This window comes from Rhabdothermincola sediminis, from assembly GCF_014805525.1.
GTDB lineage: Bacteria > Actinomycetota > Acidimicrobiia > Acidimicrobiales > Acidimicrobilacustridaceae > Rhabdothermincola > Rhabdothermincola sediminis.
Window position 1 is genome coordinate 83,541 of the sequence record NZ_JACFSZ010000004.1, and the last position, 26,547, is coordinate 110,087.

The following is a 26,547-nucleotide window of genomic DNA, read 5'->3' on the forward strand; positions in this document are numbered from 1 at the left end:
TGCCACCACTAGGGCATCGCGCGCCTGGGTCGCCGTGTCGATCTCGTCTCTCGCCGGGCATTTCACGCGCGCCTTCGAGACGCCGTACTGGCCGAAGCCCGTGTGCTCTATGCAGCGTGAGCTCCTGCTGATCGGCGAGATGATCGGGGCCGCCGAGCGATTTGGTCAGGCGTATGCCGCCGTCGCTTGGCCATGTCGTGGTCCTCCTTCGCCCCATCCTGGGGCAACGGACTCGCACAACAGGTGGACCACTACAGGGGGCTCAGCGCAGCAGGGCTCGGTCCCGTCACCTAGCCTGGCGCCAGCGGGCCGAGGTCCCGACTGCTGGAAGTGAGAAGAAACAGGAAGGACTGCTGGAAGTGAGAAGAGACACGAAGCGAGGCCTCAAGGCCTTGATGGTCACGGCGGCTCTGCTCGCTCCAGCGGGCGTGCTCGCCAGCTCCGCTGGCGCTGCCGTCAACACCTACAGCGGTGTGCTCGACGACAGCGATCCGACGATGCCCGTCGTGCCCCTCATCTCGACGCCGAACTGCACCGGCAGCACCACACCCGTCAGCGTGCACTACGAGGTCATCCCGTTCACGAACGCGGTCGGTGGGACGTACACCTTCATGGAGCAGGGATCGACCACGGCGGACATCGCCCTGTACGTCATGGAAGGTGGCTTCGACCCCAACGACCCGCTCCCCACCTGTGCGGCGGCTAGCAACACGAATCCCATCAACCTCAGCTTCGACTTCACCGAGGGCACCGACTACTACGTCGTGATCATCGACGACACCTTCGGCCAGCTCGGGGGCAGCTGGGGGCTGCAGGTGACCCAGCCTGATCCGCCGACCACCACGACATCCACCTCGCCCACCACGACCGCGGCCCCCACCACGACCACCACCGCTCCCGCGTCGACGTCCACCACCGCCCAGCCGGCCGCGGCTCAGGTGACCCAACCTCGCTTCACGGGCTGATGCACCGGCTCGAACTGGGGGGGCGTGGCGGAGCCATGACCTCCCGCCGAGCAGGTCGCCGACGGGCTCCTGATCCCCGGCCCCCGGCCGGAGGACTCGCTAGGGTGCTCCCATGACGTACGGCTCTGAGTCGCGCCCGCTCCTTCGGCACGCCGTGGCAGCGATCGCCGGGGTCGTCGCCGCAGGCGTGCTCGTCGCCTCGCCGGCGGTCGCCCACACCGGTCTGTCCACGCACGGGGTCTTCGACGGACTGACCCATCCCTTGACCGGGGGCGACCACCTGCTGGCCATGGTCGCCGTGGGCGTGCTCGCCGCGCTCACTCCCGATCGGCGGATCGCCTGGCTGACGCCGGCGGGTTTCCTGGCAGGGATGGTCGTGGGTGGCGTGGCAGGGATCGTGGAGGTCGCGGCTCCCTTCAACGAGCTCGCCATCGCGGTGTCGTTGGTGGCACTCGGGGCTTTGATCGTCATCAGGTCCGACGGGCGGGGGCTCTGGCTGCCCGTCGTGGCAGCGGTGATCGGGACGTTGCACGGGTACGCGCACGGCGCCGAGCTACCAAATGGCACCGCAGCTCTCGGCTACGTCGCCGGCTTCGTGACCTCCACGGCGTTGTTGCACCTCGGCGGGGTGGGGATCGGCCTGCAGCTGCGGAAGGCCTCGGCCCTGAGGGTGGCCGCTGGGACGCTGGTCTCCGGCGTCGGGGTGCTGCTGCTGGTGTCACCCTAGGTGAGAGCCGTGGAGCGATGAGCGAGCGCACCGACGTGGTGACCGCCCTGCGGCACCAGCAAGCGGAGCTGGAGTCGCTCGTCGACCACCTGAGCGAGGCGCGGCCACCGGCCCTGATGGCGCTGACGTGCTTCGCCTGATCCGCACCTACGCCTGAGACGGCGCGGTCACCCCTGCTGCCCGTAGAACACCCGCTCCACGACCCGGCGAGCTCGCCGGGTCACCCGCCGGTAGCGCTCACGCAGCTCGGTCGGGGTGGTGTCGAGTGAGCGGGCCAGCCAGCGCAACGGCTCCGGCTGGGTGGGCAGCGAGTTGCTCGGCGCGCTGTTCACCAGGAACCAGCGGTTGCGCACCTCGCCGCAGTAGCGGTACGCCTCGGCCAGCACGTCGGCGTCGGAGCCGTCGAGCACGTCGGCTCGTTCGAGAGCGGCGAGGGCGGGCAGGGTGCCCGTGGCGCGTACGCCGGAGCGAAGCTGGAGCATCTGGGCGGTGAACTCCACGTCCGACAGCGACCCTCGGCCGAGCTTGAGGTGGAACAGCGGGTCTTCACCCGGCGGGATCCGTTCGTTCTCCACCCGAGCCTTCATGCGGCGGATCTCCAGCACCTCGTCGGGTGTGAGGCCGGTGCCCCACACCCGCGGCTCCAGCGCGCCGAGCAGTCGCTCGGCGAGGTCGAGATCGCCGGCGACGGGTCGGGCCCGGACCATCGCCTGCCGTTCCCAGGTCTGCGCGTAGTCACGCCAATAGGACAGGAAGCCGTCGAAGCTGCGAGCGAGGGGCCCTTGCTTGCCCTCGGGTCGGAGGTCGGCGTCGACCTCGAAGATGCGCTCGGCGGGGGTGGAGCCACCGACGAAGCGCACCATCCGGGTGGCGACCCGGCTCGCCTCTTCGGTCGCGGTCGTCGACGTGCCCTCGTAGACGAACAGCACGTCGAGATCGCTCGGGTACGAGAGCTCCGTCCCTCCGAACCGGCCCATACCGATCACCGCGAACGGCACCTGGGGGTCGAGGCTGGCGAGGGCGGCTTCGAGGGTCGCCTCCGCGAGCCGGGTCAGATCCTCACCCACCGTCTCGAGCGACGCGTGCCCGAAGATGTCGCGGGCCGCGATGCCGAGCAGGTGGCGATCCTTCCAGCGCCGGAGCGCTTCCTGCCGATCTGCGAGGTCGCCCCGCCAGGCGATCGCGGCGCGCGCACTCGCCACCAGCTGGTCGCGGGGAAGCGTTAGGAGCCGTTCCTCGTAGGGCAGCCGGGCCACCAGGTCGGGGTTGTGGGCGATGGTGTCGCCGAGCAGCCGGCTCGTGCCCACCAGGGTGCAGAGGCGCTGCGCCACCTCGGCCGAGTCGCGGAATGCTTCGACCAGCAGGCGTGTGCGCTCGGCGGTGCCGAATAGGTTCCGCAGCACGAGCAGCCCGAGGTCGGGGTCGGGCGAGGTCGAGAGCCAGTCGAGCAGCAACGGGAGGAGCTGCTGCATGAGCCGGCTCGAGCGGTTGAGGCCACGGGTCAACTCGCGCACCGCGGCCTGGGTGCGCTTCGCGTCGGTGAAGCCGAACGCCGTGAGCCGCTCCACCGCGGCCTCGGGGCTCATCGCTTCGGTGGCGCCCGCGAACGCCTCGAGCAGGGGTCGGAAGTAGATGCGTTCGTGGATCGAGCGGACGGTGACCTGGCGCCGGCGGAGATCCGAACGGAGCCGCTCGACGGCGGTCCCCTCCACCGAGTCCCGGTACCCCAGGACCCGGGCGAGCTGGTCCACCGCAGCCTCGTTGGTGGGAAGGGTGTGGACCTGCTGATCGTCGACGAGCTGCAGGCGGTGCTCGACCGCCCGGTAGAAGCGGTACGACTGCCCGAGCAGGTTGGCGTCGTCGTCGCCGATGTAGTCCGCCGCGGCCAGCTCGCGGAGCGTGGCGAGGGTGTTGGGTGAGCGAAGCGAGGGGTCCGTATGGCCGTGGACCAGTTGGAGGAGCTGCACGGTGAACTCGATGTCACGGATGCCGCCCGGGCCGCGCTTGATCTCCCGATCGGCCAGCCCTCGCTTGGTGACCTCAGCCTCGGCGCGCCGCTTCATGGTCCGCAGCGAGCGCAGGTCGTCGGCGCTGAAGGGGCGTGACCACAGCCATCGTTGCGCGGTGTCGTGCCAGCGTCGGCCCAGGGCCGCGTCGCCGGCCACCGGCACGGCCTTGAGCAGTGCCTGGAACTCCCACGGCTCGGCCCACCGGTCCCAGTAGGCCTCGTAGGAGTCGATGCTGCGCACGAGCGGGCCGTCACGCCCCTCGGGACGGAGGTTGGCGTCGACCCGGAAGCACTGCTTGGCGATGCCCATGACCTGGCGGGCCAACGGCTCGATGTCCTCGCGGCGGCCCTCGCTCACGAAGACAACGTCGATGTCGCTCGAGTAGTTGAGTTCCTGGCCGCCGAGCTTGCCCATGCCGATGACGGCCAACCCTTCGGCGACGCTCATCAGGCACGCCGACTCGAGCACATCGGCCGCCAGCCGCGTCAGTGCTTGGCCGGTCGCTTCCAGATCGTCGAGTCCGGTGAGGTCGCGAGCGGCGATGCGCAGGTACTCGAGCTGCTTCCAGTGGACGAGGTGCTCGACGGTGGCGTTGTCGACCGGAGGTCGGGCGTCGAGATCGGCGAGGAGCTCCCGTGCGTCAGGGTGCCCTTCGAGGAGCCTGGTCAGTGAGCGACTGGCGGCCACCACCGCCAGCAGTGAGCGGCGCATCCGGTCGTCCTCGCACAGCCGGTCGAGAAGGTCGGGGTCAGCCTCCACCATGCGCTCGAGCGCAGCTCGCACGAACGCGGGCGCGGCCGACCGCTCGATCTCGTCGTCGAACCCCACATGGCCGATCCGTCCCGGCTTCGACGCTGGCGTGCGCGACACCGGGGCCAGGCTAGGCGGCAGAGGCCACCGGTAGCCTGGCTGCTCATGCGACGGGTCCGCATCGCCTGCGCTCAGCTCAACGTCGTGGTCGGTGACCTCGATGGCAACGCCGAGCGGATCGCCGAGTGGATCCAGGCGGCCGAGACCGACGGGTGCGACCTGGTCGCCTTCCCCGAGCTGGCGCTCACGGGCTACCCACCGGAGGACCTCCTGCTGAAGCCGGGCTTCGTGGAGGACAACCTCGAAGCCCTCCACCGCATCGTGCGCCGGGTCGGGCGCTGCGCAGCGGTGATCGGTTTCGTCGACCGTGACCCGGAGGGCCTCTACAACGCGGTCGCCGTTTGTGCAGGCGGCCGGATCCGGGGCGTGTACCGCAAGCGGCGCCTACCCAACTACGCGGTGTTCGACGAGCAGCGCTACTTCGAGGAGGGTCGTGAGCCGCTCCAGCTCTACGAGATCGGCGGGGTGCGGGTGGGGGTGTCGATCTGCGAGGACGCGTGGGCGCCGGGCGGGCCGATCGCGCAGCTCAGCCGTGGCGGCGCGGAGCTGATCGTCAACGTGAACGGTTCGCCCTACCACGCTGGCAAGGTGCGCCAGCGGGAGGAGATGCTCGCGGCTCGGGCTGATGAGGCCGACTGCCCCATCGTCTACGTGAACATGGTCGGTGGCCAGGACGAGCTGGTCTTCGACGGTGCGTCCTTCGTCGTGACCAACGACGGGGATGTCGTCACCCGGGCCGGCCAGTACACGGAGGAGCTGTTCATCACTGATCTCGAGGTACCGAGCCGGCCATGGTCGGAGGCGGCGCTGCCGATCGAGATGGTCACTCGGGAATCCGCCGCCACCGGTCCGGTGCTGGTCGCGGTGCCGGCCGAGCCGCTCGAACGGTGGGCGGAGGTCTACGGGGCGCTGGTGGCCGGCACCCGGGACTACGTCCGCAAGAACGGTTTCCGCGAGGTGGTGCTCGGCCTGTCAGGGGGCATCGACTCGTCGCTTGTCGCCGCGGTGGCGGTGGACGCGCTCGGCGCCGATCGGGTGCACGGTGTGCTCATGCCGTCGCGCTACTCCTCCGCCCACTCGATCAGCGACGCCGAGCAGCTCTGCGCCAACCTCGGCATCGAGCACCGCACCATCGTCATCGAGCCGGCGTTCGAGGCCTTCCTCCAGATGCTCGCCCCATCGTTCGGTGAACGACCGGCGGACACCACCGAGGAGAACATCCAGCCTCGGATCCGTGGCACCCTTCTGATGGCTCTGTCCAACAAGTTCGGGTGGTTGGTCCTCACGACGGGCAACAAGAGCGAGATGGCGGTGGGGTACGCCACGCTGTATGGCGACATGGCCGGTGGGTTCGCGGTCATCAAGGACGTCCCCAAGACCTGGGTGTTCGAGCTCTGCCGCGACCTGAACCGTCGAGCCGGCCGGGAGATCATCCCTCAGACGGTGATCGACAAGCCGCCGTCGGCCGAGTTGCGGCCGGACCAGCTCGACACCGACAGCCTGCCGCCGTACGACCAGCTCGATCCGATCCTCGAGGCCTACATCGAGCACGACCGCACGGCCGGCGAGCTGATCGAGCTCGGGTTCGACCCGCAGCTCGTCCGTCGGGTCGTCCGGCTCGTCGACCTCGCCGAGTACAAGCGTCGCCAGGCGCCACCGGGGGTACGGGTCACCACCAAGGCGTTCGGGAAGGACCGCCGCCTGCCGATCACCAACGGGTACCGCGGCTGATCGGATCAGTACACTCGCTTCGAGCAGCGGTCGTAGCCAGCCGAACGCTCGGACTCACACAAGGGGGACGTGTGGCCGATCCGGACAAACCGAGGGCGGCATTCGCACCATGGGATCGGCGGGAGCTTCCGGGCCTGTTCGGCGTCGAGGAGTCGGCCAAGCGAATCGGCCACTACAAGTGGATCGAGATGCGGCTGTTCGAGGTGTTGGGCGGCTGGGTGGCCACGGTTCCCGAACTCGACGTGAAGCTGCGCCTCGGCACCCACTGCTACCACCATGCGTGGCACGCGGAGCTCTGGCACAAGCGGCTGCCCGAGCTGCGCGAGATGAACCCGGACCGCCTGACCGTGCCGCCCAACGACGAGTTGGTGGCATTCGTGGACGCGATGAGTGAGCCGGAAGCGCCGGGCGAGACCATCGAGAAGCTGGTCGGTGTGTACCGGGTGCTGATCCCCGCCAAGATCGCTGCGTACACCTTCCATCTGAACAACACCTCGACCATCACCGACGCGCCCACCATCCGCTCGCTCAAGTTCGTCCTGCAGGACGAGTTCGAAGACTGGCGTGACGGTGAGATGTTGCTGCAGTCGCTCATCGAGACCCCGACCGAGGTGGAGCGCGCGGCTGCGCACCAGGCGAGACTGCAGACGCTGCTGCTCGGCGCCGGGGGGATCGCCGGCCCGGGGTCGATCGGCTCGGTCGAGCCCACGGAGGAGGTCACGTCGTGAAGAAGCACTTGCCTGCTCAGGAGCTCGCTCGTGAGCGCCGATTCGTGCGCAGCGACATCGTCGAACTGCGGTCGTCGTCTCCCCGGAGCGGTTCACGATGGTGTCGTTCGATGCGGGTGAGATCCGCTCCATCGTGGAGCGCCGGGCCCGTGAGAAACGGCCGTGTCGTCTCGGATGTGAACGCCGCGGGCCACCTCGAGCGGCTTGGTCGTCCGGCGCAACGCCAGCGCTGGCTCTACGCGTTCCGTACTCGGCATGGCTTCAGCGACGAGGTCGATCGGGCCTTCGAGCACCTGTGGCAGTCAGGCGGCCTGGCCTGGGGAGACATCGAGCGCTGCTCCGACGAGGCGCTCCGCCCCGTCGTCGGGGCCTGACCTCCCTCCGGTCGTCGGTCTCTCCGCCCGCAACGCAGCCACCGGAGGGTGCCCGAAACTGGATGGTGATGGTGGTCTCTCCTGGTGAAAAAGCGCCCTTGAAGGCTCAAGACCCTGGAAACCTGACCGAACCTAGGTAGAGACCGGCACGCCGAGTCGGGTTGGGCCTCTTGACCACCTCGGTATCGTAGGGAGAGCCCCGGACCGGGCACGGCGTCAGACATATCGCTTGCCACGGACCGTCCGGCCAGGTCAGTCAGGTCTGCCCGCCCGGCCAGTGGCCGCTGAACGAGAGGTGCACGTTGCCCAAAGAGCGTGTGGAGCGCGACGAAGAAGACCTCGTCCGGCTCTACCTCACTGACATCGGTCAGTACCCGTTGCTCACCAAGGACGACGAGGTTCGCTTGGCACAGGCCATCGAGGCCGGCAACGCCGCCCGGGCCGATCTCGAGGCCGGCGGCAAGGACCTCACCCCGGCCCGCAAGCGCGAGCTGCGCCGCCTCTTGCGCGAGGGCGAGGAGGCCGAGCGCACGTTCGTGCAGTCCAACCTCCGCCTCGTCGTCTCGATCGCCAAGAAGTACCAGGCCTCTGGCTTGCCCCTCCTCGATCTGATCCAGGAGGGCAACCTCGGCCTGATGCACGCGGTCGAGAAGTTCGACTGGCGGAAGGGCTTCAAGTTCTCCACGTACGCCACGTGGTGGATCCGCCAGGCGATCACCCGCGGCATCGCGAACACCGGTCGGACCATCCGGCTGCCCGTGCACGCAGGCGACACCTTGGCTCGTCTCCAGAAGGCACGTGCTCGCCTCGAGCTCAAGCTCGGGCGGCCGGCCACGCTGGCGGAGCTGTCGGCCGAGGTCGAGATGCCCGAGGACAAGGTCACCGAGGCGCTGCGTTTCGCTGCCGAGCCGCTCTCGCTTTCCGAGCCGCTGCGTGAAGACGGCGATGCGGAGCTGGGCGACGTGGTCGAAGACCGATCCGCGGAGTCGCCCTTCGAGGTTGCCGCGACCGCCTTGCTGCCGGAGGAGATCACCCGCCTGCTGAGCCCGCTCGACGAGCGCGAGCGTGAGATCCTCAAGCTCCGGTTCGGGCTCGATCGCGGCGAGCCTCGTACGCTCGAAGAGGTCGGCGAGCACTTCAACCTGACCCGCGAGCGCATCCGCCAGATCGAAGCCCGGGCCATGTCGAAGTTGCGCCACCCCTCGAGCGACACCGGTGCGCGCGACCTGCTCGCGGTCTAAGCGCAGCCGGATGCGAGGCGCGTCTGGCCGCTGCACGGACTCGACGCAGACCCTAAGCTGAGGCCATGAAGAAGCTGCTCGTCCTCATCGTCGTGGTCGCGCTCGCCGCTTTCGCGGTGAAGAAGCTCCAGGAGTCCTGAGCCTCCGGGCGAGCAGCGGCGCGAGCGCACGCTCGGCTCCGGCTCGCACCCGGGCCGCCCCGGTGGGCGGGGGAGGCGCTGGGCGTCGCCGTAGCAGCCACCACACGCCGCTGGCCACTGCGGCCGCGGTGAGGGTCGAGCCCACGACCACCACGGCGATGCGCGGCGGGGGCATGGGCACTCGTTCGCGAAGCGGAACCCCGATCCGGAACTGCCGCACCTCCCAGCCGCGCTGCCGCGCGACGCGGGCTAGCTCCCGGTCCGGGTTCACCGCGACGGGGTGGCCGACGGCTTCGAGCATCGGGAGATCGGTGATGGAGTCCGAGTAGGCGAAGCTGCGCTCGAGGTCGATGCCCTCAAGCTCTGCGATCCGGCGCATGGCTTCGGCCTTGTACGGACCGTAGGAGTAGAACTCGACGTCGCCGGTGTACCGCCCGTGCTCGTCGAGCCGGGCCCGGCTCGCGATCGCCTCGTCCACGCCCAGGTACACCGCGAGCGGTGCCACGATCTCCTCCGGTGAGGCCGACACGATGAAGACCCTCCGACCGGCCGCCCGATGTTCCCCAATGAGCGCGAGCGCTTCGTCGTAGACGATCGGCTCGATGACATCGGCGAGCGTCTCGCGCACCAGGGCGCTGACTCGAGCCTGATCCCAACCCTTGGTGATCCGAAGGGCCGATTCCCGGAACTTGCGCATGCGCTCTTCGTCTGCACCGAGGGTCTGGAACACCAGCTGACTCCAGAGCGCACGGGCCAGGAGCAAACGGGAGATCATGCCCGCTCGGAGCAGCGGCGGGCCGAAGGCCACCATCGACGCCTTCGCGATGACGGTCTTGTCCAGGTCGAAGAACGCCGCCTCCACCGGGGCGAGCATAGGGTCGCAGCCCCCGGCCGTCGCGTTGGGCACCGAGGTTCCGCGATGTCGTTCGTCACCTCTCGGACCCTTGTCCGCCACACCCGCTGTCGATAAGGTGGAGAGCGCTCTTCCCCCCCTGCTGGCGTCTGTGCTCGCGTCTCGGGGAGGGTCGAGATGTTCGTGTCCTGTTGGTCCGCCAAGGGCGGCTCGGGTACGACGGTGGTGGCGGTATCGCTCGCGCTGGTGCTGGCCCGCCACCGGCCCGACGGTGTCCTGTTCGTAGATACTCGCGGTGACGCACCCGCGGTGCTCGGCGTTCCCGAGCCGGATGGTCCCGGGCTGGCCGACTGGCTGGCCGCCGGCTCCGAGGTCCCCGCAGACGGTCTGGCCCGTATCCAGCACGGCATCGCCCCTGGCTTGGCCCTGATCGCCCGTGGCGACGGCCCGCTCGGCCGCCCTGATCGAGCGGAGGTGCTCGCGGCCGTGCTCGCTGCGGATCGCCGTGCCGTCGTGGTCGACTGCGGTCGGCTCGATCTGGAAGTCACCCGCGTGTTGGCCGCGTCATCGGTCCATTCGCTCCTGGTGACCCGACCCTGCTACCTGGCCTTGCGTCGTGCTGTGGCCTCACCCCTCCAGCCGTCCGCGCTGGTGGTGGTCGACGAGCCGGGCAGGGCGCTGTCCGCCGCGGACGTCGAGGAAGTCCTCGGTGTGCCCGTGGTGGCGAGGGTGCCCTACGACCCTGTGGTGGCAAGAGCCGTCGACGCCGGCTTGCTGGCGAGCCGCTTGCCCCGCGGACTCGAGCGGGCATTGAGGCACGCGGCATGAAGGCCGTCGATGACGTCGATGACGTCGTGCACGGCCGTCTGCTCGCGGATCACGGCCGGGATCTCACGAGCGCCCATCGGGGTGAGCTGCGGGCGCTGGCTCGTGCTGCTGCCCCGCTGCTGCCGGGTCGGGTGCTCGAGCAGGCGGTCGAGCGGGTTGAAGCGCGCATCCGGGGGCTCGGACCGCTCGAGCCCCTCCTGGCCGATCCGGGCATCTCCGAGGTGATGGTCAACGGCGGCGGCGCGGTCTGGGTCGAGCGTCACGGTGAACTGCTCGACACCGGGCTGCGACTCGATGAACCGACGGTGCTGCTGTTGATCGAGCGGGTGGTGTCACCGCTGGGCTTGCACGTCGACCGATCGAACCCGGTGGCCGACGCCCGCCTCGCCGACGGTTCCCGGGTGCACGCCATCATCCGACCGCTGGCGGTGGATGGGCCGTGCCTCACCATCAGGCGCTTCGGCGCCCGCAGGATCGAGCTGCACGAGGTCTGCGGCCCGGGTGTGGCGAGCCTGCTCCGGTGGGCCGTCGGTGCTCGGCTGAACATCCTGGTCGCGGGGGGTGCAGGAGCGGGCAAGACCACCCTCCTCAACGCGCTGGCTGCGTACGTGGCACCCGCGGAACGGGTGATCACGGTCGAGGACGCGGCGGAGCTCCGTCTGCCTGGCCCGCACGTGGTTCGTCTCGAGTCCCGTCCAGCGAATGCCGAGGGTGTCGGTGAGGTGCGCATCCGGGACCTGGTTCGCAGCGCGTTGCGCATGCGCCCTGATCGCCTGGTGGTGGGGGAGATTCGCGGCGGGGAGGCGCTCGACATGTTGCAGGCCATGAACACGGGCCACGACGGCTCGCTTTCGACGTGCCATGCCAACAGCCCCGCCGACGCCGTCCGGCGGGTCGAGACCCTGGTGTTGATGAGCGATGTGGCGCTCCCGCTCGCAGCGGTTCGCGAGCAGATCACCTCGGCCCTCGACCTCGTCGTGCAGGTGGCCCGCCGGCCAGGTGGCCGCCGGGCCGTGGTCGCGCTCGACGAGCTCGCCCCGAGACCGGCGACCGACGGCACGATCGGCACCAGGGCCCTCATGCGATCCGGGCGCCTCGAGGCGCTGCCACGCCGGCCGGCGCGTGGCGATGTGCCACCGCCCGATCCGGGCTGGGTGGGAGCGTGAGCGCCGCGGTGGTGGCGGGGGTGCTCGCTGCCGGTTCGGTGGTGCTGCCCGTGGTCACGATCGAGGGGGCCGTTCGGGGCATCGCTCGGGCGCGAGCGTTGGGGCGGCTCGACGAGGCAGGGCTCCGGGGTCGCCCCTCCGGCGGGCTCGTCGCCTGGTGGGGAATGCTCGTTGCGTCACTCGTCTCGCGGGCGGGCCGGCGGCGCCGGCTCACCGCAGCTGACCGGGCGCTCCCCGACTGGATCGAGGCCGCGGCTCGCGCCGTTCGCTCGGGCGCCTCGCTCGGCCAGGGGCTGGGCCTCGCCGCTCGAGCCGTTCGGGACACACCCCTCGGTTCGGACGCGGCCGTCCTCGCCCGTGACCTCTCGGAAGGGCGAACCGTGGCGGAGTCGATCGATCGTCTCCGCGGTGATTCCCCGAGCGAGGCCCGGCAGCTGGCCTGCCGCGCGCTGTCCCTCGTCGCTGAGCTCGGTGGACCGCCGGGCATGCTGCTCGACGGCATCAGCGCGACGCTCCGTGACCGCCTCGCGGCCAGTCGCGAGGCACGAGCGCTCGCCTCCCAGGCGAGGGCGTCGGCGGTGGTGATGGCCGTCGCTCCCGCGGCGTTCGCCGCGGTGGGAGCAGCGACCGACGGGCGTGTCGCCGCCTTCCTCGTCGGATCACCCCTCGGGTTGCTGTGCCTGGTGAGCGGACTGACCCTCGAGGCCGCGGGCGGGTGGTGGATGGCTCGGCTCGTCCGGAGCGCGTCAGCATGAGCGCTGCGGCCGTCGCGTTGCTGGTGGGTTGCATCGTTGCGCTGGTGCTCCGTGGTGTGGTGCCCGCTCGGCGACCGGCACGGGTTCGGGAGCTACGACCCCGGTGGGCTCGGCGAGAGAGGAGGGCGGTGGCGAGCGCAGCCGGGTGGTGGGCGAGCGCAACCACCTCTCTGGGTGCGACGCTGAGGCGACTGGCGGGCCGACGGGACGACGAGGTTGCTGCCCGTCGCCTCGGCGCCGCGGTGCTGGCCGGCGGAGTCGCTGCCTTCGTCCATCCGTTGGCAGGGCTCATCGCCGGATCCGCGGCCTGGGCGGTTCCGCTGTTGCGTGCGCGCTACGAGCAGCGGCGGCGCGAGCGTGAGGTCGTCGACGGGCTCCCCGACGTGGTCGACCTGTTCCGGCTCGCTGCCGGTGCCGGGCTGACGGTGGGCCATGCCGTGAGTGCGGTGAGCGACCGTGTCGACGGCCTGTACCGGACCGCGCTCGCGGAGGTCGTGCGCCTGATGCGACTCGGCGTCCCGCTGGCTGATGCGCTGGATGTGCTCCGGATGCTCGGTGATCCCGTGCTGCCCTTGCACCTCGCGCTGGTGTCGTCCGTGCGGGACGGTTCCCGTCTGGCAGAGCCGCTGAGAGGGGTCGCCGCGGAAGCGCGCGACATCCGTCGCCGGGCTGCCCAGGAGCGCGCCCGCCGCCTGCCCGTCCAGCTCCTCTTCCCCCTGGTGCTGTGCATCCTCCCTGCGTTCGGGCTCCTCACCGTGGTGCCCCTGTTGGCGGGGACCCTGCGCTCGCTGTCGTTCTGACCGCGGCGGGTCGCTCGGCACGCCGACCAGCGTGCCCTCTGGTCGGACCGGGCCCAGGCCCGGATCGGAAGAAGGGAGAGTTCCCATGCTCCAGTTGTTCGTTCGGTTCCAGGTGATGCTCGTCGGTCCGCGACGGAGCGACGAAGGTCAGACCACCGCCGAGTACGCCCTCGTGTTGCTCGGGGCGGCAGCGGTTGCCTTGCTGCTGGTCGGGTGGGCCACCAAGACCAACCGCGTCGGCAAGCTGCTCGACTTCGTGCTCGACCAGATCGTGGGGCGCGTCACGTGAGCCACCCGAGGAGGGGGGAGCTGGGCCAGGCGACGGTCGAGCTGGCGCTGCTCCTCCCCCTCGTCGCGGTGTTGGCGCTCGCGGTGGCACAGGTCGTGGTGGTGGGGTACCGGCAGGTGCTGGTCGTCCACGCGGCTCGTGAGGGGGCCCGCAGCGCCGCGGTCACCGATGTCGACCGGCTGGCGGCCGCCCGCCGGGGTGCCGAGCGGGCCGGTGGGCTCGACCCGAGCCGGCTCGACGTCGACATCCGGGTGGTCGGCGACCGGGTCGACGTCGAGGTGCGGTTCCATGAGCCCACCGATGTGCCGGTGGTCGGCCGGCTGGTCCCTGACCTGCAGCTCGCCGCGACCACGGCGATGCGCATCGAAGGGTCGCCGTGACCGGGTTGTCTCGGGGTTGGCTACTCAGCGGCCACCCGCTCGCCGCCAGCCCGCGGCCTAGCATGTCGGGGGCGATGCGACGGGTTGGCGGCCCGCTAAGAGGAGTGCGGAGGCAGGTTCCATGGCGACGATCACGGAGCAGTTGCAGTTGGCCAAGAGCACGAGCGGCTCGGCCACGATCGTCTTGCGTTCGGGTAAGACCATCAGTGGACCGGTCGAGGAGATCAGCCTCGCCGATGGTGTGGTCGTGGTCGATGGCTGGACGGTGCGCATGGACGAGATCGCCGGCACGCGCGCCGGGAACAGCGTCTCCGCCTGATCGCGTGGTGCCCGGGACCGGACGGGCTCACTGGCCGCTCAACCCAGCACGGCTCGCAATAGCGCGACCGCCCCCGCCTTGTCGAGTGGCTCGTTGCCGTTGCCACACTTCGGCGACTGCACGCACGAGGGGCAGCCGTCGGTGCAGCGGCAGGACTCGATGATCTCGAGCGTCGCCGCGAGGTGCCGGTCGGCCGCCCGGAACCCCAGCTCGGCGATGCCGGCGCCGCCGGGGTGACCGTCGTAGATAACGATGGTCGGCGCACCGGTCTCGGGGAGCAGCGGGGTGGAGACGCCTCCGACGTCCCAGCGGTCGCAGATGGCGAACAACGGCATGACGCCGATCGCCGCGTGCTCCACGGCGTGCAACGTCCCTGGCATCCGGGCAGGCGGGATCGCCGCATCATCGAGCACGTCGAGGCCGACCACGTACCAGAAGGCCCTGGTGATCAGCTGCGTCGGTGGAAGGTCGAGATCCTCTTGACCTAAAAGCTCCCCCGTGAACGCGTCGAAGCGCTTGTAGCCCACGACCCTCGAGCGGACGCGCACCATCCCCAATCCCAAACCGCTGCGACCGATCCGTCGGCCGTCGTCGGCGGCCAGCACAGCCAGCTCGGTCTCGGTGCGCGGCTGGGTGTACTCGCCGCACTCTGCGGGCTCCACGATCGCGACCCGATCCTCGAGGTCGAGGCTGTGGACCTGGTAGGCCGCCCCCTGGTGGAGGTAGATGGCGCCGGGGTGTACGAGGTGCACGGCGCGTGCCGTCTCGACCGTTCCCACGACCGTGCCATCGGGGCGCGCGATGCACAGCTCGCCGGTTCCACCGTTGCGTAGCCCCACCCCGTGGGCGGGCCACCCGGTGCCGGCCCAGTACGCCGCCGGCTCCGCCGGTCCCGGGCCTCGTCGAGGACGGAGCTTCAACCGGTCGTCGAGGACCAGCTGCCGAACACCGTCGTCGAGCTGATCGGGCCACCACCGTTCGTCCGTCGGGCGGAGCGGGAGCTCGTAGGCCGAGCAGGCGAGATGGGGGAGGAAGACGTAGGGGTTCGAGCGGTTGATGACCGCGGGCTCCGGCGGTCGGGTGAAGACGTCTTCCGGGTGCGACATGATCCATCGGTCGAGCTGATCCTCCCCTGCCACCAGCACGGTGACGGCCGTCGACGCACCCCGACCGGCGCGGCCGGCCTGCTGCCACATCGAGGCGATGGTGCCGGGGAACCCGTCGAGCACGCAGGCATCGAGGCCACCGATGTCGATGCCCAGTTCCAGCGCGCTGGTTGCCACCACGCCGCGCAGCTCGCCCTGGGACAGGAGGGCCTCGATCTCTCGGCGCTCTGCGGCCAGGTAGCCACCCCGGTACGGCCGCACGGTGTGGGCGAGATCTGCTGGCAGGTGGCGACGGATGTCGGCGGCCACGATCTCGGTGGCTTTGCGACTCCGGCAGAAGGCGATGGTGCGCACCCCCGACGACACGAGCTGCGCGGTGAGCCGGGCGGTCTCCCGGTTGGCGGATGGCGGGGGACCGTGTCGGTCCCCCGGTCCCGGTCTCGCGATCCCGCCGGCAGGGTCCCACAGTACGAAGATCCGCTCGCCGCGGGGCGAGCCGTCGTCGGTCACCGCGGTGACGTGTTTGCCGCACAGCTCGGTCGCCAGTCGCTCGGGTGTGCCGATCGTCGCCGACGTGAACACGAAGGTCGGATCGGAGCCGTAGTGGGCGCACAGCCGGCGGAGTCGGCGGAGCAGGTGGGCGACGTGCGTCCCGAAGATGCCCCGCATGGTGTGCAACTCGTCGACCACGACGTAGCGGAGCCGCATCAGGAACGTCGCCCACCGGGCATGGTGCGGGAGGACACCGACGTGGAGCATCTCGGGGTTCGTCAGCACCACGTTGGCGTGGGCGCGGACCCAGGAGCGGGCCTGCGGAGAGGTGTCGCCGTCGTAGGCTCCCGCCACCATCGGTGGGACAGCGAGCCGGGTGAGGGCCCGGAGTTGGTCCTGCGCCAGCGCCTTGGTGGGGTACAGCAGCAGGGCGGTTCCCGGTCTGCTGCGATCGCTGACCGCCTCGGCGATGGGCGCCTGGAAGCACAAGGACTTGCCGGAGGCGGTTCCCGTGGCGATGGCCACCGACCTGCCGGCGCGGATCAGCGCGATCGCCTGTGCCTGATGGCTCCAGAGGGCATCCACGCCGAGCCGCTCCCAGATCTCCCGAGGCAGCGGATCGGGGAGCGAGCCCAGGCGAGCCGGGCGGGCCGGCTGCCGTTCGACGTGCACCAGGCGCGGGTCGGAACCGATGACCGCGAGGAACGCTTCCAGGGCCTGTGAGGAGGCAACGTGCGGCCCGCTGTCGGCCGCCAGGGCGAAGGCCACCCCACGGATGATACGAGTCGCATCGACGTAATTACAGAGGTGCAGGATCAGGCACCCACCGTGCTCGTATACCCTCGGAGCGGTTCTCGTCCGAGGGCATGGGCTGGAAGGACACGTCGTGCTGTTCGATGTCGGGGTCTCCCACAGGGAGGGTTGGGTCGTGATCGCGGTCACGGGCGAGCTCGATGTCGCCACCGCGCCTCGGCTTCGCCAGGAGGCCATCCGCGTCGTGGCCGAGGGGAACCACCGGTTGGTGATCGATCTGGGTGGCGTCGACTTCCTGGACTCCACGGGCCTAGGGGTGATCATCGGGATCCTCAAGCGGGTCCGAAGCCACGACGGCGAGCTGGCAGTGGTCGGCCTGACGCCGAAGGTTCGCAAGGTCTTCGAGGTCACCCGGGTCCTCGAGATCCTGCCGACCTTCGACACGGTCGAGGAAGCGTTGGCGGGGGCCGATCGTGGCTGAGGTCGAGCTGGTGATCCCGGCCCGCGCCGCGTACCTGGCCCTCGCTCGGCAAGTGGTGGCGGCCGCAGCGTCCGTCGAGCCCACCTTCCGTGACGAGCGCATCGATGACCTGCGACTGGCCGTGTCCGAAGCGACCACGAACGCGATCGAAGCCCATGCCGATCTCTCCCGGGACGAGCAGATCCGCATCCGCTGCAACCTCGCCGACGATCGCATCGAGGTGGAGGTGCTCGACCGTGGCCCCGGCTTCGACCCCGAAGCCGTGGAGCAGGCCCCCGATCCCGAGCACCCGGAGCGGCTCGAATGGGAGCGCGGCCTCGGCCTTCCGCTCATGAGCGAGCTGGCCGACGAGACCGAGATACGTTCATCGGAGGGCGGCACTGCGGTACGGCTCGTCGTCTACAAGCCGCGCTGGGGCCACCAACCCGGCGCCTGAGCACGCACCTATGGATCAATCGACGACTGAACATCATCGCTGGAGTCTGACCTGGCTCGGGAGTGACCGCCTGCTGGCCAGGCGGGTCGCGCAACCCGTGGCCCGGTTCCTACGCATCGAAGCGGCGAGCGGCGTCCTGCTGCTGCTCGGCACCATCGTCGCGCTCATCTGGTTCAACGTGACCTCTCACGGCTACGAGTCCTTCTGGTCGACGGAGGCCGGCGTGTCGCTCGGCGGGTTCCACCTCGAGCTCACCTTGCATGAGTGGGTCAACGACGGCCTGATGGCGCTGTTCTTCTTCGTCGTCGGCCTGGAGATCAAGCGGGAGATGGTGACCGGCGAGCTGCGCGAACCGAAGGCCGCCGCGCTGCCGATCATCGCCGCCCTCGGCGGGATGCTGGCTCCGGCCATCATCTACAGCGCGGTGAACGTGGGTGGTGTGGGATCGAAGGGCTGGGCGATCCCCATGGCCACCGACATCGCCTTCGCGGTCGGGGTGGTCAGCCTCCTCGGATCGAAGGTGCCGGTCCAGCTCAAGCTGTTCCTCCTGACCCTGGCCGTGGCCGACGACCTGGGAGGGATCGCGGTCATCGCCACCTTCTACGCCTCCGGGATCTCGTTCGCGTGGCTCGCCGCGGCCCTCGGTTCACTGGCGGCCATGTACCTCATCCGGCGGGCGCGGGTCTGGTTCTACCCCGTCTACGTGGTGCTCGGAGTGTTGGCCTGGTACTTCATGTTCCGCTCAGGGGTACACGCCACGATCGCCGGGGTGATCGCAGGGTTCCTCACCCCCACGTCGCCGTTGCATCCCGAGATCGACCCGGAGGCGGTGGCCGACCGGCTCGAAGGCCGGGAGGAGTTGTCGGCCGCGAACGTGCGCGACGCGGCCTTCCTCATCAAGGAAGCGGTGCCGGTCGATCTGCGGCTGACCAACCTGTTGTTGCCGTGGACCAGCTACGTGGTCATCCCCATCTTCGCTCTGGCGAACGCGGCCATCCCGCTCAACGGAACCGCGCTGAGCGACGCCGTCTCCTCACGGATCACTCTCGGCGTGTTCCTCGGTTTGCTGGTCGGCAAGACGGTCGGCGTCAGTGGTGCTGCGCTGGCAGCGATCAAGCTGAAGGTGGCCACCCGCCCTCGCGGGGTGACGAACCTGCACCTGCTCGGCGCGGCGGTCGCGGCAGGCATCGGGTTCACGGTGGCCATCTTCGTGTCGGGCCTCGCGTTCGACGATCTCGTGTTGCAGGAGGATGCCAAGGTCGGCATCTTCGCGGCGTCGCTCTCCGCTGCCGCGATCAGCCTGCTCGTGCTGTCCGCCGCGGCCCGGCGGGCGACACCCGCGGAGCGGGCGCTGGAGGAGGCCGCCGAAGCCGAGTTGTTCCGAACGGAGCCCTCGCTCGACGCCTCCCTACCGTGAGGCGCGTCGACGACCCGCGATCGGCGGGGTGGTTACCGAGCCACGCCGAGGTCCCCGGAGGTCGTGGCTGACGCCGGCGCCGTGCCCGCTTCGTACTTGCGTAGCTCGCGGCGGGCGATGACCATGCGGTGGACCTCGTCGGGGCCGTCCGCGAGGCGCAGCGTGCGTAGGCCTGCGTACATGGCGGCCAGCGGCACGTCGTTCGAGACCCCCGCTCCACCGTGCGCCTGGATCGCCCGATCGACCACTCGCAGCGCCACGTTCGGAGCGACGACCTTGATGGCCGAGATCTCGGTACGTGCTCCCCGGTTGCCGACCGTGTCCATCAACCATGCGGCGTAGAGGGTCAACAGCCGGGCTTGGTCGATCTCGATACGGCTGTCCGCGATCCACTGTTGGATCACGCCTTGCTCGGCGAGTGTCTTCCCGAACGCCACCCGATCGCGCACCCGACGACACATCAGCTCCAACGCCCGCTCGGCCGCACCGAGGGCCCGCATGCAGTGGTGGATGCGGCCGGGTCCCAAGCGGGCCTGGGCGATCGCGAACCCCCCGCCTTCTTCGCCGAGCAGGTTCGAGACGGGAACCCGCACGTCCTCGAAGAGGATCTCACAATGCCCTTCGCGGTCCTCGTAGCCGAAGACGGGCAGGTTGCGCATAATCGTGACCCCGGGCGTATCGAGTGGTACGAGCACCATGCTCTGCTGAAGGTGGATCGGGGCTTCGGGGTCGGTCTTGCCCATGAGGATGGCGACCTTGCAGCGGTGGCTGGCGGCGCCGGAGATCCACCACTTGTGCCCGTTGATGACGTACTCGTCGCCTTCGCGACGGATCTCGCACCGGATGTTGGTGGCATCGCTGGAGGCGACTTCGGGCTCGGTCATGGCGAAGCAGGAGCGGATCTCACCTTCGAGGAGGGGTTGGAGCCAGCGCTCCTTTTGCTCCGGCGTGCCGAACATGGTGAGGATCTCCATGTTGCCCGTGTCCGGCGCGGAGCAGTTGAGTGCTTCGGGTGCGAGGGGGCTGCGGCCCGTGATCTCGGCGAGCGGTGCGTAGTCGGTGTTGGACAGGCCGTCGGTCCACTCGGTCTTGTGGGGTAGGAACAAGTTCCACAGCCCCCGGGAGCGAGCCTCGGCTTTCAGCTCCTCGATGATCGCCGGGTGGTGGTGGGGATCGCCGGCTGCGGCCATCTGCTCGCGGTAGACAGCTTCCGCCGGGTAGACCCGCTCTTCCATGAAGGCGAGCAGCCGCTCGCGCAGGTCCTGGGCGGTGGGGCTCAGCTCGAAGTCCATCTCGTTTCCCTCGCATCAGAAGGACCACGTGGTCCGGCAGACCGGGCCATCCTTCCCGAACCGGCTCCCGGCCCGCACCTCGGGAACCGGCCTTAGGATGAAAATTGTTCACCCCGACCAACTCGGGAGGAGTGTGGAGTCGTGCCTGCCCTGCCGGAGACCCCAGCCGTGGGGCGTTTTTCTCCCCCCGCGTAGCGGGGGGAGGGGGCCCGCTCGATCGGGGGGTGGATTGACAAGGCGTCGATCCGCACTTCAACCTTCCCGGCGATGACACGTCTGGTCATAGTGGAATCGCCGGCCAAGGCGAAGACGATCGAGCGCTTCCTCGGCGACGGGTTCGTGGTGGACTCCTCGGTCGGGCACATCCGCGACCTCGCGGTGGCCAAGACCCTGCCCGAAGAGTTCAAGGGTGAGCCGTGGGCGAGCCTCGGTGTCGATGTCGACAACGACTTCAAGCCGGTGTACGTGGTCTCGCCGGGCAAGAAGGACGTGGTCAAGCGGCTGAGGAAGCTCCTCAGGGAGGCCGACGAGCTGTACCTCGCCACCGACGAGGACCGTGAGGGTGAAGCCATCGCCTGGCACCTGCTCGAGGTGCTGAACCCACCGCCGTCGGTGCCGGTGAAGCGGATGGTGTTCCACGAGATCACCCCCCAGGCGATCGAAGAGGCGATCGAGCACCCCCGCGAGCTCGATCGGCGCTTGGTTGATGCGCAGGAGACCCGGCGCATCCTCGACCGGCTCTACGGGTTCGAGCTCTCCCGGGTGATGTGGCAGAAGGTGAGCAACGCCCGCTCGGCGGGGCGGGTGCAGAGCGTGGCGGTCCGGCTGGTGGTCGAGCGCGAGCGGGAGCGGATGGCGTTCGTCCCGGCGTGCTACTGGGACCTCGAGGTCGAGCTCGGTACCCGCAGCGCGCCACCCGAGGCCTTCACCGCCACCCTCGTGGGGCTCGACGGCCGACGCCTGGCCACCGGAAAGGACTTCGACAGCCGGGGGCAGCTCACGAAGACTGATCTGGTCGTGCTCGACGAGCCCGCCGCCCGCGGTCTGGCCGCCGAACTGGAGGGGAGGGCGTTCGAGGTGCGCTCGGTGGAGCGCAAGCCGTACCACCGGCGCCCGGCACCGCCGTTCATCACCTCGACGTTCCAGCAGGAGGCGGCGCGCAAGCTGCGATTGTCGGCCCAGCAGGCGATGCGGGCCGCGCAGTCGCTCTACGAGAACGGCTACATCACCTACATGCGCACCGATAGCACGACCCTGTCGGAGACCGCGCTGGCCGCGGCTCGCCAGGAGATCCGCCGCCGCTTCGGTGACCAGTTCCTGCCCGGCGAGCCTCGCACGTACACCAGGAAGGTGAAGAACGCGCAGGAGGCTCACGAGGCGATCAGACCCGCAGGCGACTCGTTCCGCTCCCCGGAAGACGTGGCCCGGGAGGTGAACGTCACCGAGGCTCGGGTGTACGAGCTCATCTGGAAGCGCACCATCGCGTCCCAGATGACCGACGCCAGGGGCGAGACGGTCAGCGTGCGGCTGGGTGCCGTCACCCCGAGCGGTCACGACGTGGAGTTGGCGGCGAGCGGCACGGTCATCACCCACCAGGGCTTCCTGCTCGCGTACGTGGAAACCCTCGATGAGGGCGAGGCCCCAGAGGGTGGGGAGGAGCGCCACCTGCCCGCGCTGGCCGAAGGCGACCAGCTCGATGCCCGCCAGGTCGAGCCGAAGGGTCACGAGACCCAGCCACCGCCGCGCTACACGGAGGCCTCCCTGGTCAAGAAACTCGAGGAGCTCGGCGTCGGCCGGCCCTCCACCTACGCATCCATCCTCAACACCATCCAGGATCGCGGCTACGTGTGGAAGCGAGGCGCTGCCCTCATCCCATCGTTCACCGCGTTCGCCGTGGTGAGCCTGCTGGAGCGCCACTTCCCCGACCTGGTCGACTATGCGTTCACGGCCCGCATGGAGGACGATCTCGACGCCATCGCCAAGGGTGAGAGCGAGATGGTCCCGTGGCTCGCCGACTTCTACTTCGGCCGGCCCACCAACGGCGAGCGGCACGGAGGGCTGAAGGAAGCGGTCTCGGACCGCCTCGGCGAGATCGACCCGAGGGTCGTCAACGCCATCCCGCTCGGCGTAGACGAGAACGGCCAGCTCGTCGAGGTGCGGGTCGGGCGATACGGGGTGTTCCTCAGCCGGGGGGACGACCGGGCGAACATCCCCGAGGATCTCCCACCCGACGAGCTCACCCTCGACAAGGCGATCGAGCTGCTCGAGGCACCGAGCGGTGATCGAGTGCTGGGCGAGGATCCCGAGACGGGTCTTCCGGTCATCGCCCGGGCCGGTCGGTACGGCCCCTACGTGCAGCTCGGCGAGGTCGTCGAGGGGTCGAAGCAGAAGCCCAAGACCGCCTCGCTGTTCAAGACCATGTCGCTCGAGACGATCACCCTGGACGACGCGCTACGGCTGCTGAGCCTTCCTCGGGTGGTCGGTGTGGACCCGAGCGACGGCACCGAGATCACCGCGCAGAACGGCCGTTACGGCCCGTACCTCAAGAAGGGCGGCGACAGCCGCAGCCTCGAATCCGAGGAGCAGCTCTTCACGATCACCCTCGAGGAGGCTCTGCGGATCTACGCGGAGCCCAAGCGGCGGCGCGGCCAGGTCAGCCGACCTCCGCTGCGCGAGCTCGGTCCCGATCCGGTGAGCGGTAGGCCGATGGTGGTGAAGGAAGGCCGCTTCGGACCGTACGTGACCGACGGGGAGACCAACGCGTCGCTGCGGCGCGGCGACGACCCCGAGACGATCACCGACGAGCGGGCCGCCGAGTTGCTTCAGGACCGGCGCGATCGCGGACCAGCGAAGAAGGCGGCTCGGAAGAAGGCCGCTACCGGGAAGCCGGCGGCGCAGAAGGCAGCCGCCAAGAAGGCAGCGGCGAAGACAACCGCGAAGAAGGCCGCGAAGAAGGCCGCGAAGGGCGAGAAGATCACGGCGTTTCCCGCTCGCACGAAGAAGGCAGCGGCGACGAGGCGGGCGACCTCCGAGGACCGGGCAACCGCGGGATCGGCACCTGGGGGCGAGACGACCGCTACCGCCTGACCGGTCGGTCCCGGGGTCGTTCCGGCCGTGCGTTCTAACGTGGTGGGCCGTGGCGGTCCTGCGACCTGACCCCTCTCACGCCGACGCCGTGTCCACCGATCTCGGTGCGACTGCGGCGCCCTCACCCGATCGCGCCCGGACCACGATCGGGGCGGCGGGTGAAGCGTCGGTGATCGCCGACGCGCTGCTCGCCGCCGAAGGCAGGGGAGATCCGACCGACACGATGTACCCCGGCTCGGCGAGCGACCGCCCCGGGTGGCACGTCCGGCTCTTCGGCACGCACGAGTTCTTCCGGCTCTGGCTGGTGCAGGTCGTCTCGTCGATGGGGGACTGGCTCGGGTTCTCGGCCATCATCCTGCTGGCCGCTCGCATCGGTGACGGAGGCGGTGCGGGAGCCATCTCACTGGTGATGGCGGCGCGCATCATCCCCGGGTTCTTCTTCGGGCCGCTCGCCGGAGTCCTGGTCGATCGCTGGGACCGGAAGCGGGTCATGGTCGTGTGCGACGTCGGGCGGGCCTGCGTGATCGCCACGTTGCCGTTCGTGAACAGCCTCGCTGGTCTGGTCGTGGCGTCTCTCGTGCTCGAGGTCTTCACCCTGCTGTGGTCCCCGGCAAAGGACGCGACCGTTCCGAACCTGGTACCGCAGGAGCAGCTCACCACCGCGAACTCCTTGTCTCTCGGAGCGGCCTACGGCACCTTCCCGTTCGCCGCGCTGCTCTTCGCGCTGCTGGCCGGGGTGTCCGAGCGGCTGTCGTCTATCGACGCCCTGAGCGTGCTGCGCCTCGACCAGATGTCACTCGCGTTGTACGTCGACGTGGCGACGTTCCTGTTCTCGGCGCTGATGATCCGCTCGCTGGCGTTGCCAGTTCGCGCAGGACGGCGCTCCTCGGGCGGGCCCGGTCGTGTCGACTTCGCCAAGACGTTCCACGAGCTGAAGGAGGGCTGGCACTACATCTTCCTGAACCACACGGTACGGGCGGTGAACGTCGGCTTGGCGACCGGTCTCATCGGTGGGGGCATGCTCATACCGCTCGGCGCGGTGTTCTCCACCGAGGTGCTGGGAGCTGGCGCCGCCGGTTACGGGTTGTTCACGACCGCTCTGGGATTCGGGGTCGCGGCGGGCGCCATCATCGTGTCGGCACTCCAGAAGCGGCTCCCGAAGGCGAAGGTCTTCACCACGGCGCTCTTCTTCACCGGCGCGGCTCTGTTCGCCGGCACATCGACGTCGAGCCTCACGGTGGCCGTGGTGTCGGTGTTCCTCATGGGGGTGTTCGTCGGTCCGGTCTACGTGATCGGCTTCGTCATGTTGCAGGAAGAGGTCACCGACGAGCTGCGTGGTCGGGTTTTCAGCTCGCTCAACACGCTCGTCCGCCTGTGCGTGCTCGTCGCCATGATCGCGGGGCCAATGCTGGCCGCGGCGTTCGGGCGGCTCTCGGACCTGCTGGTCGGAGGCGCGGTGGAGATCGGGTCGGTCACCGTCGTGCTGCCGGGAGTGCGCCTGGCGTTGTGGCTGGCCGCTGGCATCATCACCGCCGCGGGATTCCTGGCGCTGCACTCGCTGCGTTCCGGGCAGCGGCTGCGCGCCGCGCGCGAGGCCAGCCATCCGTCACGCCACGACGTGTCGGCGCCGTGACCGCCCGGTTCATCGCGTTCGAAGGCGGTGAGGGGTCGGGCAAGTCGACCCAGGCGGAGCTGCTGGCGAAGGCGTTGGGCGCGGTGCTCACCCGGGAGCCCGGTGGAACCGAGATCGGCATGCGGATCCGTGGCGTCTTGCTCGATCCGGCCACCCGAGCGCTCGATGCCCGGGCGGAAGCGCTGCTCATGGCCGCCGATCGGGCTCAGCACGTGGCCGGAGTGGTGAGGCCTTCGCTCGCCGCCGGCCGGCACGTGGTCACCGACCGTTTCGCGGCGTCCTCGATCGCCTACCAGGGTTACGGCCGGGGGCTACCGATCGAGGAGGTGCGATCCCTCAGCGAATGGGCGACAGGTGGACTGTGGCCTGATCTCACCATCCTCCTCGACGTCCCCCACGACATGGCCGTGGCCAGGCTGGTTCGGGGGCTCGACCGCTTCGAGCGCGAGGACGGGGCGTTCCATGCCCGGGTTCTCGGAGGGTTCCGGGCCATGGCCGCAGCCGATCCCGATCACTGGGTGGTGCTCGACGGCACCTGCTCGGTGGACGCGATCGCGGCCAGGGTGCGCGGCGCGGTCCGTGAGCGGCTACAACTCCCGGTGTGAGCTCCACGGTCTCGTCCGGCACGATCGTCGACGTCTGGGGCGACGTCGTCGGTCAGCCCCGGGCCGTGGCCCAGCTGCAGGCCGCGGTCGCGTCTCCCGTGCACGCGTACCTGCTGGTGGGGCCGCGCGGCAGCGGCAAGCGGGCGCTGGCCAGGGCGTTCGCAGCGGAACTGCTCGCCGATGGCCGCCCGGATCCCGAGCGGCACCGGCGACTGGCGCTGGCCGAGGAGCATCCTGACCTGGTGGTGGTCGAACGAGTCGGGGCGTCGATCAGTGCGGAGCAGGCGGACCGCATCATCGACCGCGCCAGCCGGACGCCGGTCGAGGGTGATCGCAAGGTGCTCGTCCTCGATGAGTTCCACCTGGTGACCCCCGCGGTCGGTCCCAAGTTGCTGAAGACCATCGAGGAGCCACCCGAGGGGACCTTCTTCGTGGTGCTCGCCGAGGAGATCACGGCGGACCTGGTCACCATCGCGTCGCGATGCGTGCGGGTCGACCTCGGCCCCGTGCCCACCGGGGAGATCGTGGCCCGGCTGGTCGGTGAGGGCGTCGACGAGGCCCGTGCCGAGGAGGCGGCCGCGTTGTCCGGCGGGGATCTTCGCCGGGCGCGTGTGCTGGCCGCCGATGATCGGCTCGCGCTGCGCCGGCAGGCCTGGCACGAGGTGCCCGATCGCCTGGACGGCACGGGCGCGACCGCTACCCGGCTGGTCGACGACCTGCTCGCCATGATCGACGACTCCCTCGTGCCGCTGCGGGCCCGGCATGCCACCGAGGTGGAGGAGCTGGAGGAGCGGGTGTCGCGCTCGGGCGAGCGCGGCTCGGGCCGCCGGGAGCTCGCCGAGCGCCACAAGCGTGAGGAACGCCGCCACCGGGTGGACGAGCTGCGCTTCGGATTGCTCACCCTGGCCCGCCGCTACCGCGACCAGCTCCTGGCCTCGGCTCGCCCGCAGCCTGCCGTGGCCGCGCTCGACGCCGTGCAGCAGGTGGCGCAGGCGCTCGTACGCAACCCGAACGAGCGCCTGCAGCTCCAAGCGCTGTTCGTGAAGCTCGGCGACCGCAGCTCGACATGA

Annotated in this window: 25 protein-coding genes; 21 read left to right on the forward strand and 4 right to left on the reverse strand. The window is 69.8% G+C overall.

The window, feature by feature from the left end:
• Nucleotides 1-359: 359 nt before the first annotated feature.
• From HZF19_RS04480 to HZF19_RS16765, 3 genes are all read left to right on the forward strand, one after another.
• The gene (locus tag HZF19_RS04480; protein WP_208027554.1) at nt 360-965 is read left to right on the forward strand and encodes a hypothetical protein; all 606 of its coding nucleotides are present in this window, start codon (nt 360-362) and stop codon (nt 963-965) included.
• Between the two features lie 112 nt (nt 966-1,077).
• Nucleotides 1,078-1,692 carry a HupE/UreJ family protein gene (locus tag HZF19_RS04485; RefSeq protein WP_208027555.1) on the forward strand — a complete coding sequence of 205 codons (615 nt, stop codon included), beginning with the start codon at nt 1,078-1,080 and terminating at the stop codon, nt 1,690-1,692.
• Between the two features lie 17 nt (nt 1,693-1,709).
• Nucleotides 1,710-1,832, forward strand: coding sequence for a hypothetical protein (locus tag HZF19_RS16765; RefSeq protein WP_268962761.1), 123 nt, complete (start codon nt 1,710-1,712; stop codon nt 1,830-1,832).
• Between the two features lie 27 nt (nt 1,833-1,859).
• Here the strand turns inward: HZF19_RS16765 and HZF19_RS04490 are convergent, their stop codons facing one another.
• Nucleotides 1,860-4,571: a bifunctional [glutamine synthetase] adenylyltransferase/[glutamine synthetase]-adenylyl-L-tyrosine phosphorylase gene (locus HZF19_RS04490; protein WP_208027556.1), complete on the reverse strand. Its 2,712-nt coding sequence runs from the start codon at nt 4,569-4,571 to the stop codon at nt 1,860-1,862.
• 45 nt (nt 4,572-4,616) lie between these two features.
• On the opposite strand from HZF19_RS04490, the gene HZF19_RS04495 reads away from it, so the two are divergent.
• The 4 genes from HZF19_RS04495 (at nt 4,617) to HZF19_RS04510 (ending at nt 8,645) form a co-directional block, all read left to right on the forward strand.
• On the forward strand, nt 4,617-6,302 hold the full coding sequence (locus HZF19_RS04495; RefSeq protein ID WP_208027557.1) for an NAD+ synthase: 1,686 nt from the start codon (nt 4,617-4,619) through the stop codon (nt 6,300-6,302).
• Between the two features lie 71 nt (nt 6,303-6,373).
• Entirely contained in the window at nt 6,374-7,030 is a 657-nt protein-coding gene (locus tag HZF19_RS04500) for a hypothetical protein (RefSeq protein WP_208027558.1), read from the forward strand.
• 149 nt (nt 7,031-7,179) lie between these two features.
• Nucleotides 7,180-7,404: a hypothetical protein gene (locus HZF19_RS04505; protein ID WP_208027559.1), complete on the forward strand. Its 225-nt coding sequence runs from the start codon at nt 7,180-7,182 to the stop codon at nt 7,402-7,404.
• Between the two features lie 302 nt (nt 7,405-7,706).
• On the forward strand, nt 7,707-8,645 hold the full coding sequence (locus tag HZF19_RS04510) for a sigma-70 family RNA polymerase sigma factor (RefSeq protein WP_208027560.1): 939 nt from the start codon (nt 7,707-7,709) through the stop codon (nt 8,643-8,645).
• 84 nt (nt 8,646-8,729) lie between these two features.
• Here the strand turns inward: HZF19_RS04510 and HZF19_RS04515 are convergent, their stop codons facing one another.
• Nucleotides 8,730-9,659 (reverse strand): HAD family hydrolase, encoded by a 930-nt coding sequence (locus HZF19_RS04515; RefSeq protein WP_235979340.1) that lies wholly within the window; start codon nt 9,657-9,659, stop codon nt 8,730-8,732.
• 156 nt (nt 9,660-9,815) lie between these two features.
• Between HZF19_RS04515 and HZF19_RS04520 the strand changes: the two genes are divergently transcribed.
• From HZF19_RS04520 to HZF19_RS04550, 7 genes are all read left to right on the forward strand, one after another.
• On the forward strand, nt 9,816-10,466 hold the full coding sequence (locus tag HZF19_RS04520) for a CpaE/TadZ family protein (protein ID WP_208027561.1): 651 nt from the start codon (nt 9,816-9,818) through the stop codon (nt 10,464-10,466).
• Nucleotides 10,463-11,632, forward strand: coding sequence for a TadA family conjugal transfer-associated ATPase (locus HZF19_RS04525; protein ID WP_208027562.1), 1,170 nt, complete (start codon nt 10,463-10,465; stop codon nt 11,630-11,632). The genes HZF19_RS04520 and HZF19_RS04525 overlap by 4 nt, the downstream gene beginning before the upstream one ends.
• Nucleotides 11,629-12,387 (forward strand): type II secretion system F family protein, encoded by a 759-nt coding sequence (locus HZF19_RS04530; RefSeq protein ID WP_208027563.1) that lies wholly within the window; start codon nt 11,629-11,631, stop codon nt 12,385-12,387. Before HZF19_RS04525 ends, HZF19_RS04530 begins: the two co-directional genes overlap by 4 nt.
• Complete coding sequence (locus HZF19_RS04535) at nt 12,384-13,187, forward strand: type II secretion system F family protein (protein WP_208027564.1); 804 nt, start codon at nt 12,384-12,386, stop codon at nt 13,185-13,187. Before HZF19_RS04530 ends, HZF19_RS04535 begins: the two co-directional genes overlap by 4 nt.
• Nucleotides 13,188-13,272: 85 nt before the next feature.
• Nucleotides 13,273-13,476 (forward strand): DUF4244 domain-containing protein, encoded by a 204-nt coding sequence (locus tag HZF19_RS04540; RefSeq protein ID WP_208027565.1) that lies wholly within the window; start codon nt 13,273-13,275, stop codon nt 13,474-13,476.
• Nucleotides 13,473-13,856 carry a TadE/TadG family type IV pilus assembly protein gene (locus HZF19_RS04545; RefSeq protein WP_208027566.1) on the forward strand — a complete coding sequence of 128 codons (384 nt, stop codon included), beginning with the start codon at nt 13,473-13,475 and terminating at the stop codon, nt 13,854-13,856. Before HZF19_RS04540 ends, HZF19_RS04545 begins: the two co-directional genes overlap by 4 nt.
• 121 nt (nt 13,857-13,977) lie before the next feature.
• Nucleotides 13,978-14,175 (forward strand): hypothetical protein, encoded by a 198-nt coding sequence (locus tag HZF19_RS04550; RefSeq protein ID WP_208027567.1) that lies wholly within the window; start codon nt 13,978-13,980, stop codon nt 14,173-14,175.
• 38 nt (nt 14,176-14,213) lie between these two features.
• On the opposite strand, the gene sftH is transcribed toward HZF19_RS04550, so the two are convergent.
• Complete coding sequence (sftH, locus tag HZF19_RS04555) at nt 14,214-16,541, reverse strand: DEAD/DEAH box helicase (RefSeq protein ID WP_208027568.1); 2,328 nt, start codon at nt 16,539-16,541, stop codon at nt 14,214-14,216.
• 118 nt (nt 16,542-16,659) lie between these two features.
• On the opposite strand from sftH, the gene HZF19_RS04560 reads away from it, so the two are divergent.
• From HZF19_RS04560 to nhaA, 3 genes are read left to right on the forward strand one after another with little or no spacing between them, the layout of a single operon-like run.
• Entirely contained in the window at nt 16,660-17,007 is a 348-nt protein-coding gene (locus HZF19_RS04560; protein WP_208027569.1) for an STAS domain-containing protein, read from the forward strand.
• The gene (locus HZF19_RS04565; protein WP_208027570.1) at nt 17,000-17,443 is read left to right on the forward strand and encodes an ATP-binding protein; all 444 of its coding nucleotides are present in this window, start codon (nt 17,000-17,002) and stop codon (nt 17,441-17,443) included. Before HZF19_RS04560 ends, HZF19_RS04565 begins: the two co-directional genes overlap by 8 nt.
• A gap of 10 nt (nt 17,444-17,453) precedes the next feature.
• Nucleotides 17,454-18,860 carry a Na+/H+ antiporter NhaA gene (gene nhaA / locus HZF19_RS04570; RefSeq protein ID WP_208027571.1) on the forward strand — a complete coding sequence of 469 codons (1,407 nt, stop codon included), beginning with the start codon at nt 17,454-17,456 and terminating at the stop codon, nt 18,858-18,860.
• A 32-nt stretch (nt 18,861-18,892) separates the two neighbouring features.
• Here the strand turns inward: nhaA and HZF19_RS04575 are convergent, their stop codons facing one another.
• Nucleotides 18,893-20,152 (reverse strand): acyl-CoA dehydrogenase family protein, encoded by a 1,260-nt coding sequence (locus HZF19_RS04575; protein ID WP_208027572.1) that lies wholly within the window; start codon nt 20,150-20,152, stop codon nt 18,893-18,895.
• Nucleotides 20,153-20,419: 267 nt separating this feature from the next.
• Here HZF19_RS04575 and topA point away from each other — a divergent pair, with 267 nt between their 5' ends.
• The 4 genes from topA to HZF19_RS04595 are packed head-to-tail and all read left to right on the forward strand — an operon-like array spanning nt 20,420 to nt 26,547.
• The gene (gene topA, locus HZF19_RS04580; RefSeq protein ID WP_208027573.1) at nt 20,420-23,239 is read left to right on the forward strand and encodes a type I DNA topoisomerase; all 2,820 of its coding nucleotides are present in this window, start codon (nt 20,420-20,422) and stop codon (nt 23,237-23,239) included.
• Nucleotides 23,240-23,288: 49 nt separating this feature from the next.
• Nucleotides 23,289-24,872 carry an MFS transporter gene (locus tag HZF19_RS04585; protein ID WP_208027574.1) on the forward strand — a complete coding sequence of 528 codons (1,584 nt, stop codon included), beginning with the start codon at nt 23,289-23,291 and terminating at the stop codon, nt 24,870-24,872.
• The gene (tmk, locus tag HZF19_RS04590; protein ID WP_208027575.1) at nt 24,869-25,477 is read left to right on the forward strand and encodes a dTMP kinase; all 609 of its coding nucleotides are present in this window, start codon (nt 24,869-24,871) and stop codon (nt 25,475-25,477) included. The genes HZF19_RS04585 and tmk overlap by 4 nt, the downstream gene beginning before the upstream one ends.
• Entirely contained in the window at nt 25,474-26,547 is a 1,074-nt protein-coding gene (locus HZF19_RS04595; protein WP_208027576.1) for a DNA polymerase III delta subunit-related protein, read from the forward strand. The genes tmk and HZF19_RS04595 overlap by 4 nt, the downstream gene beginning before the upstream one ends.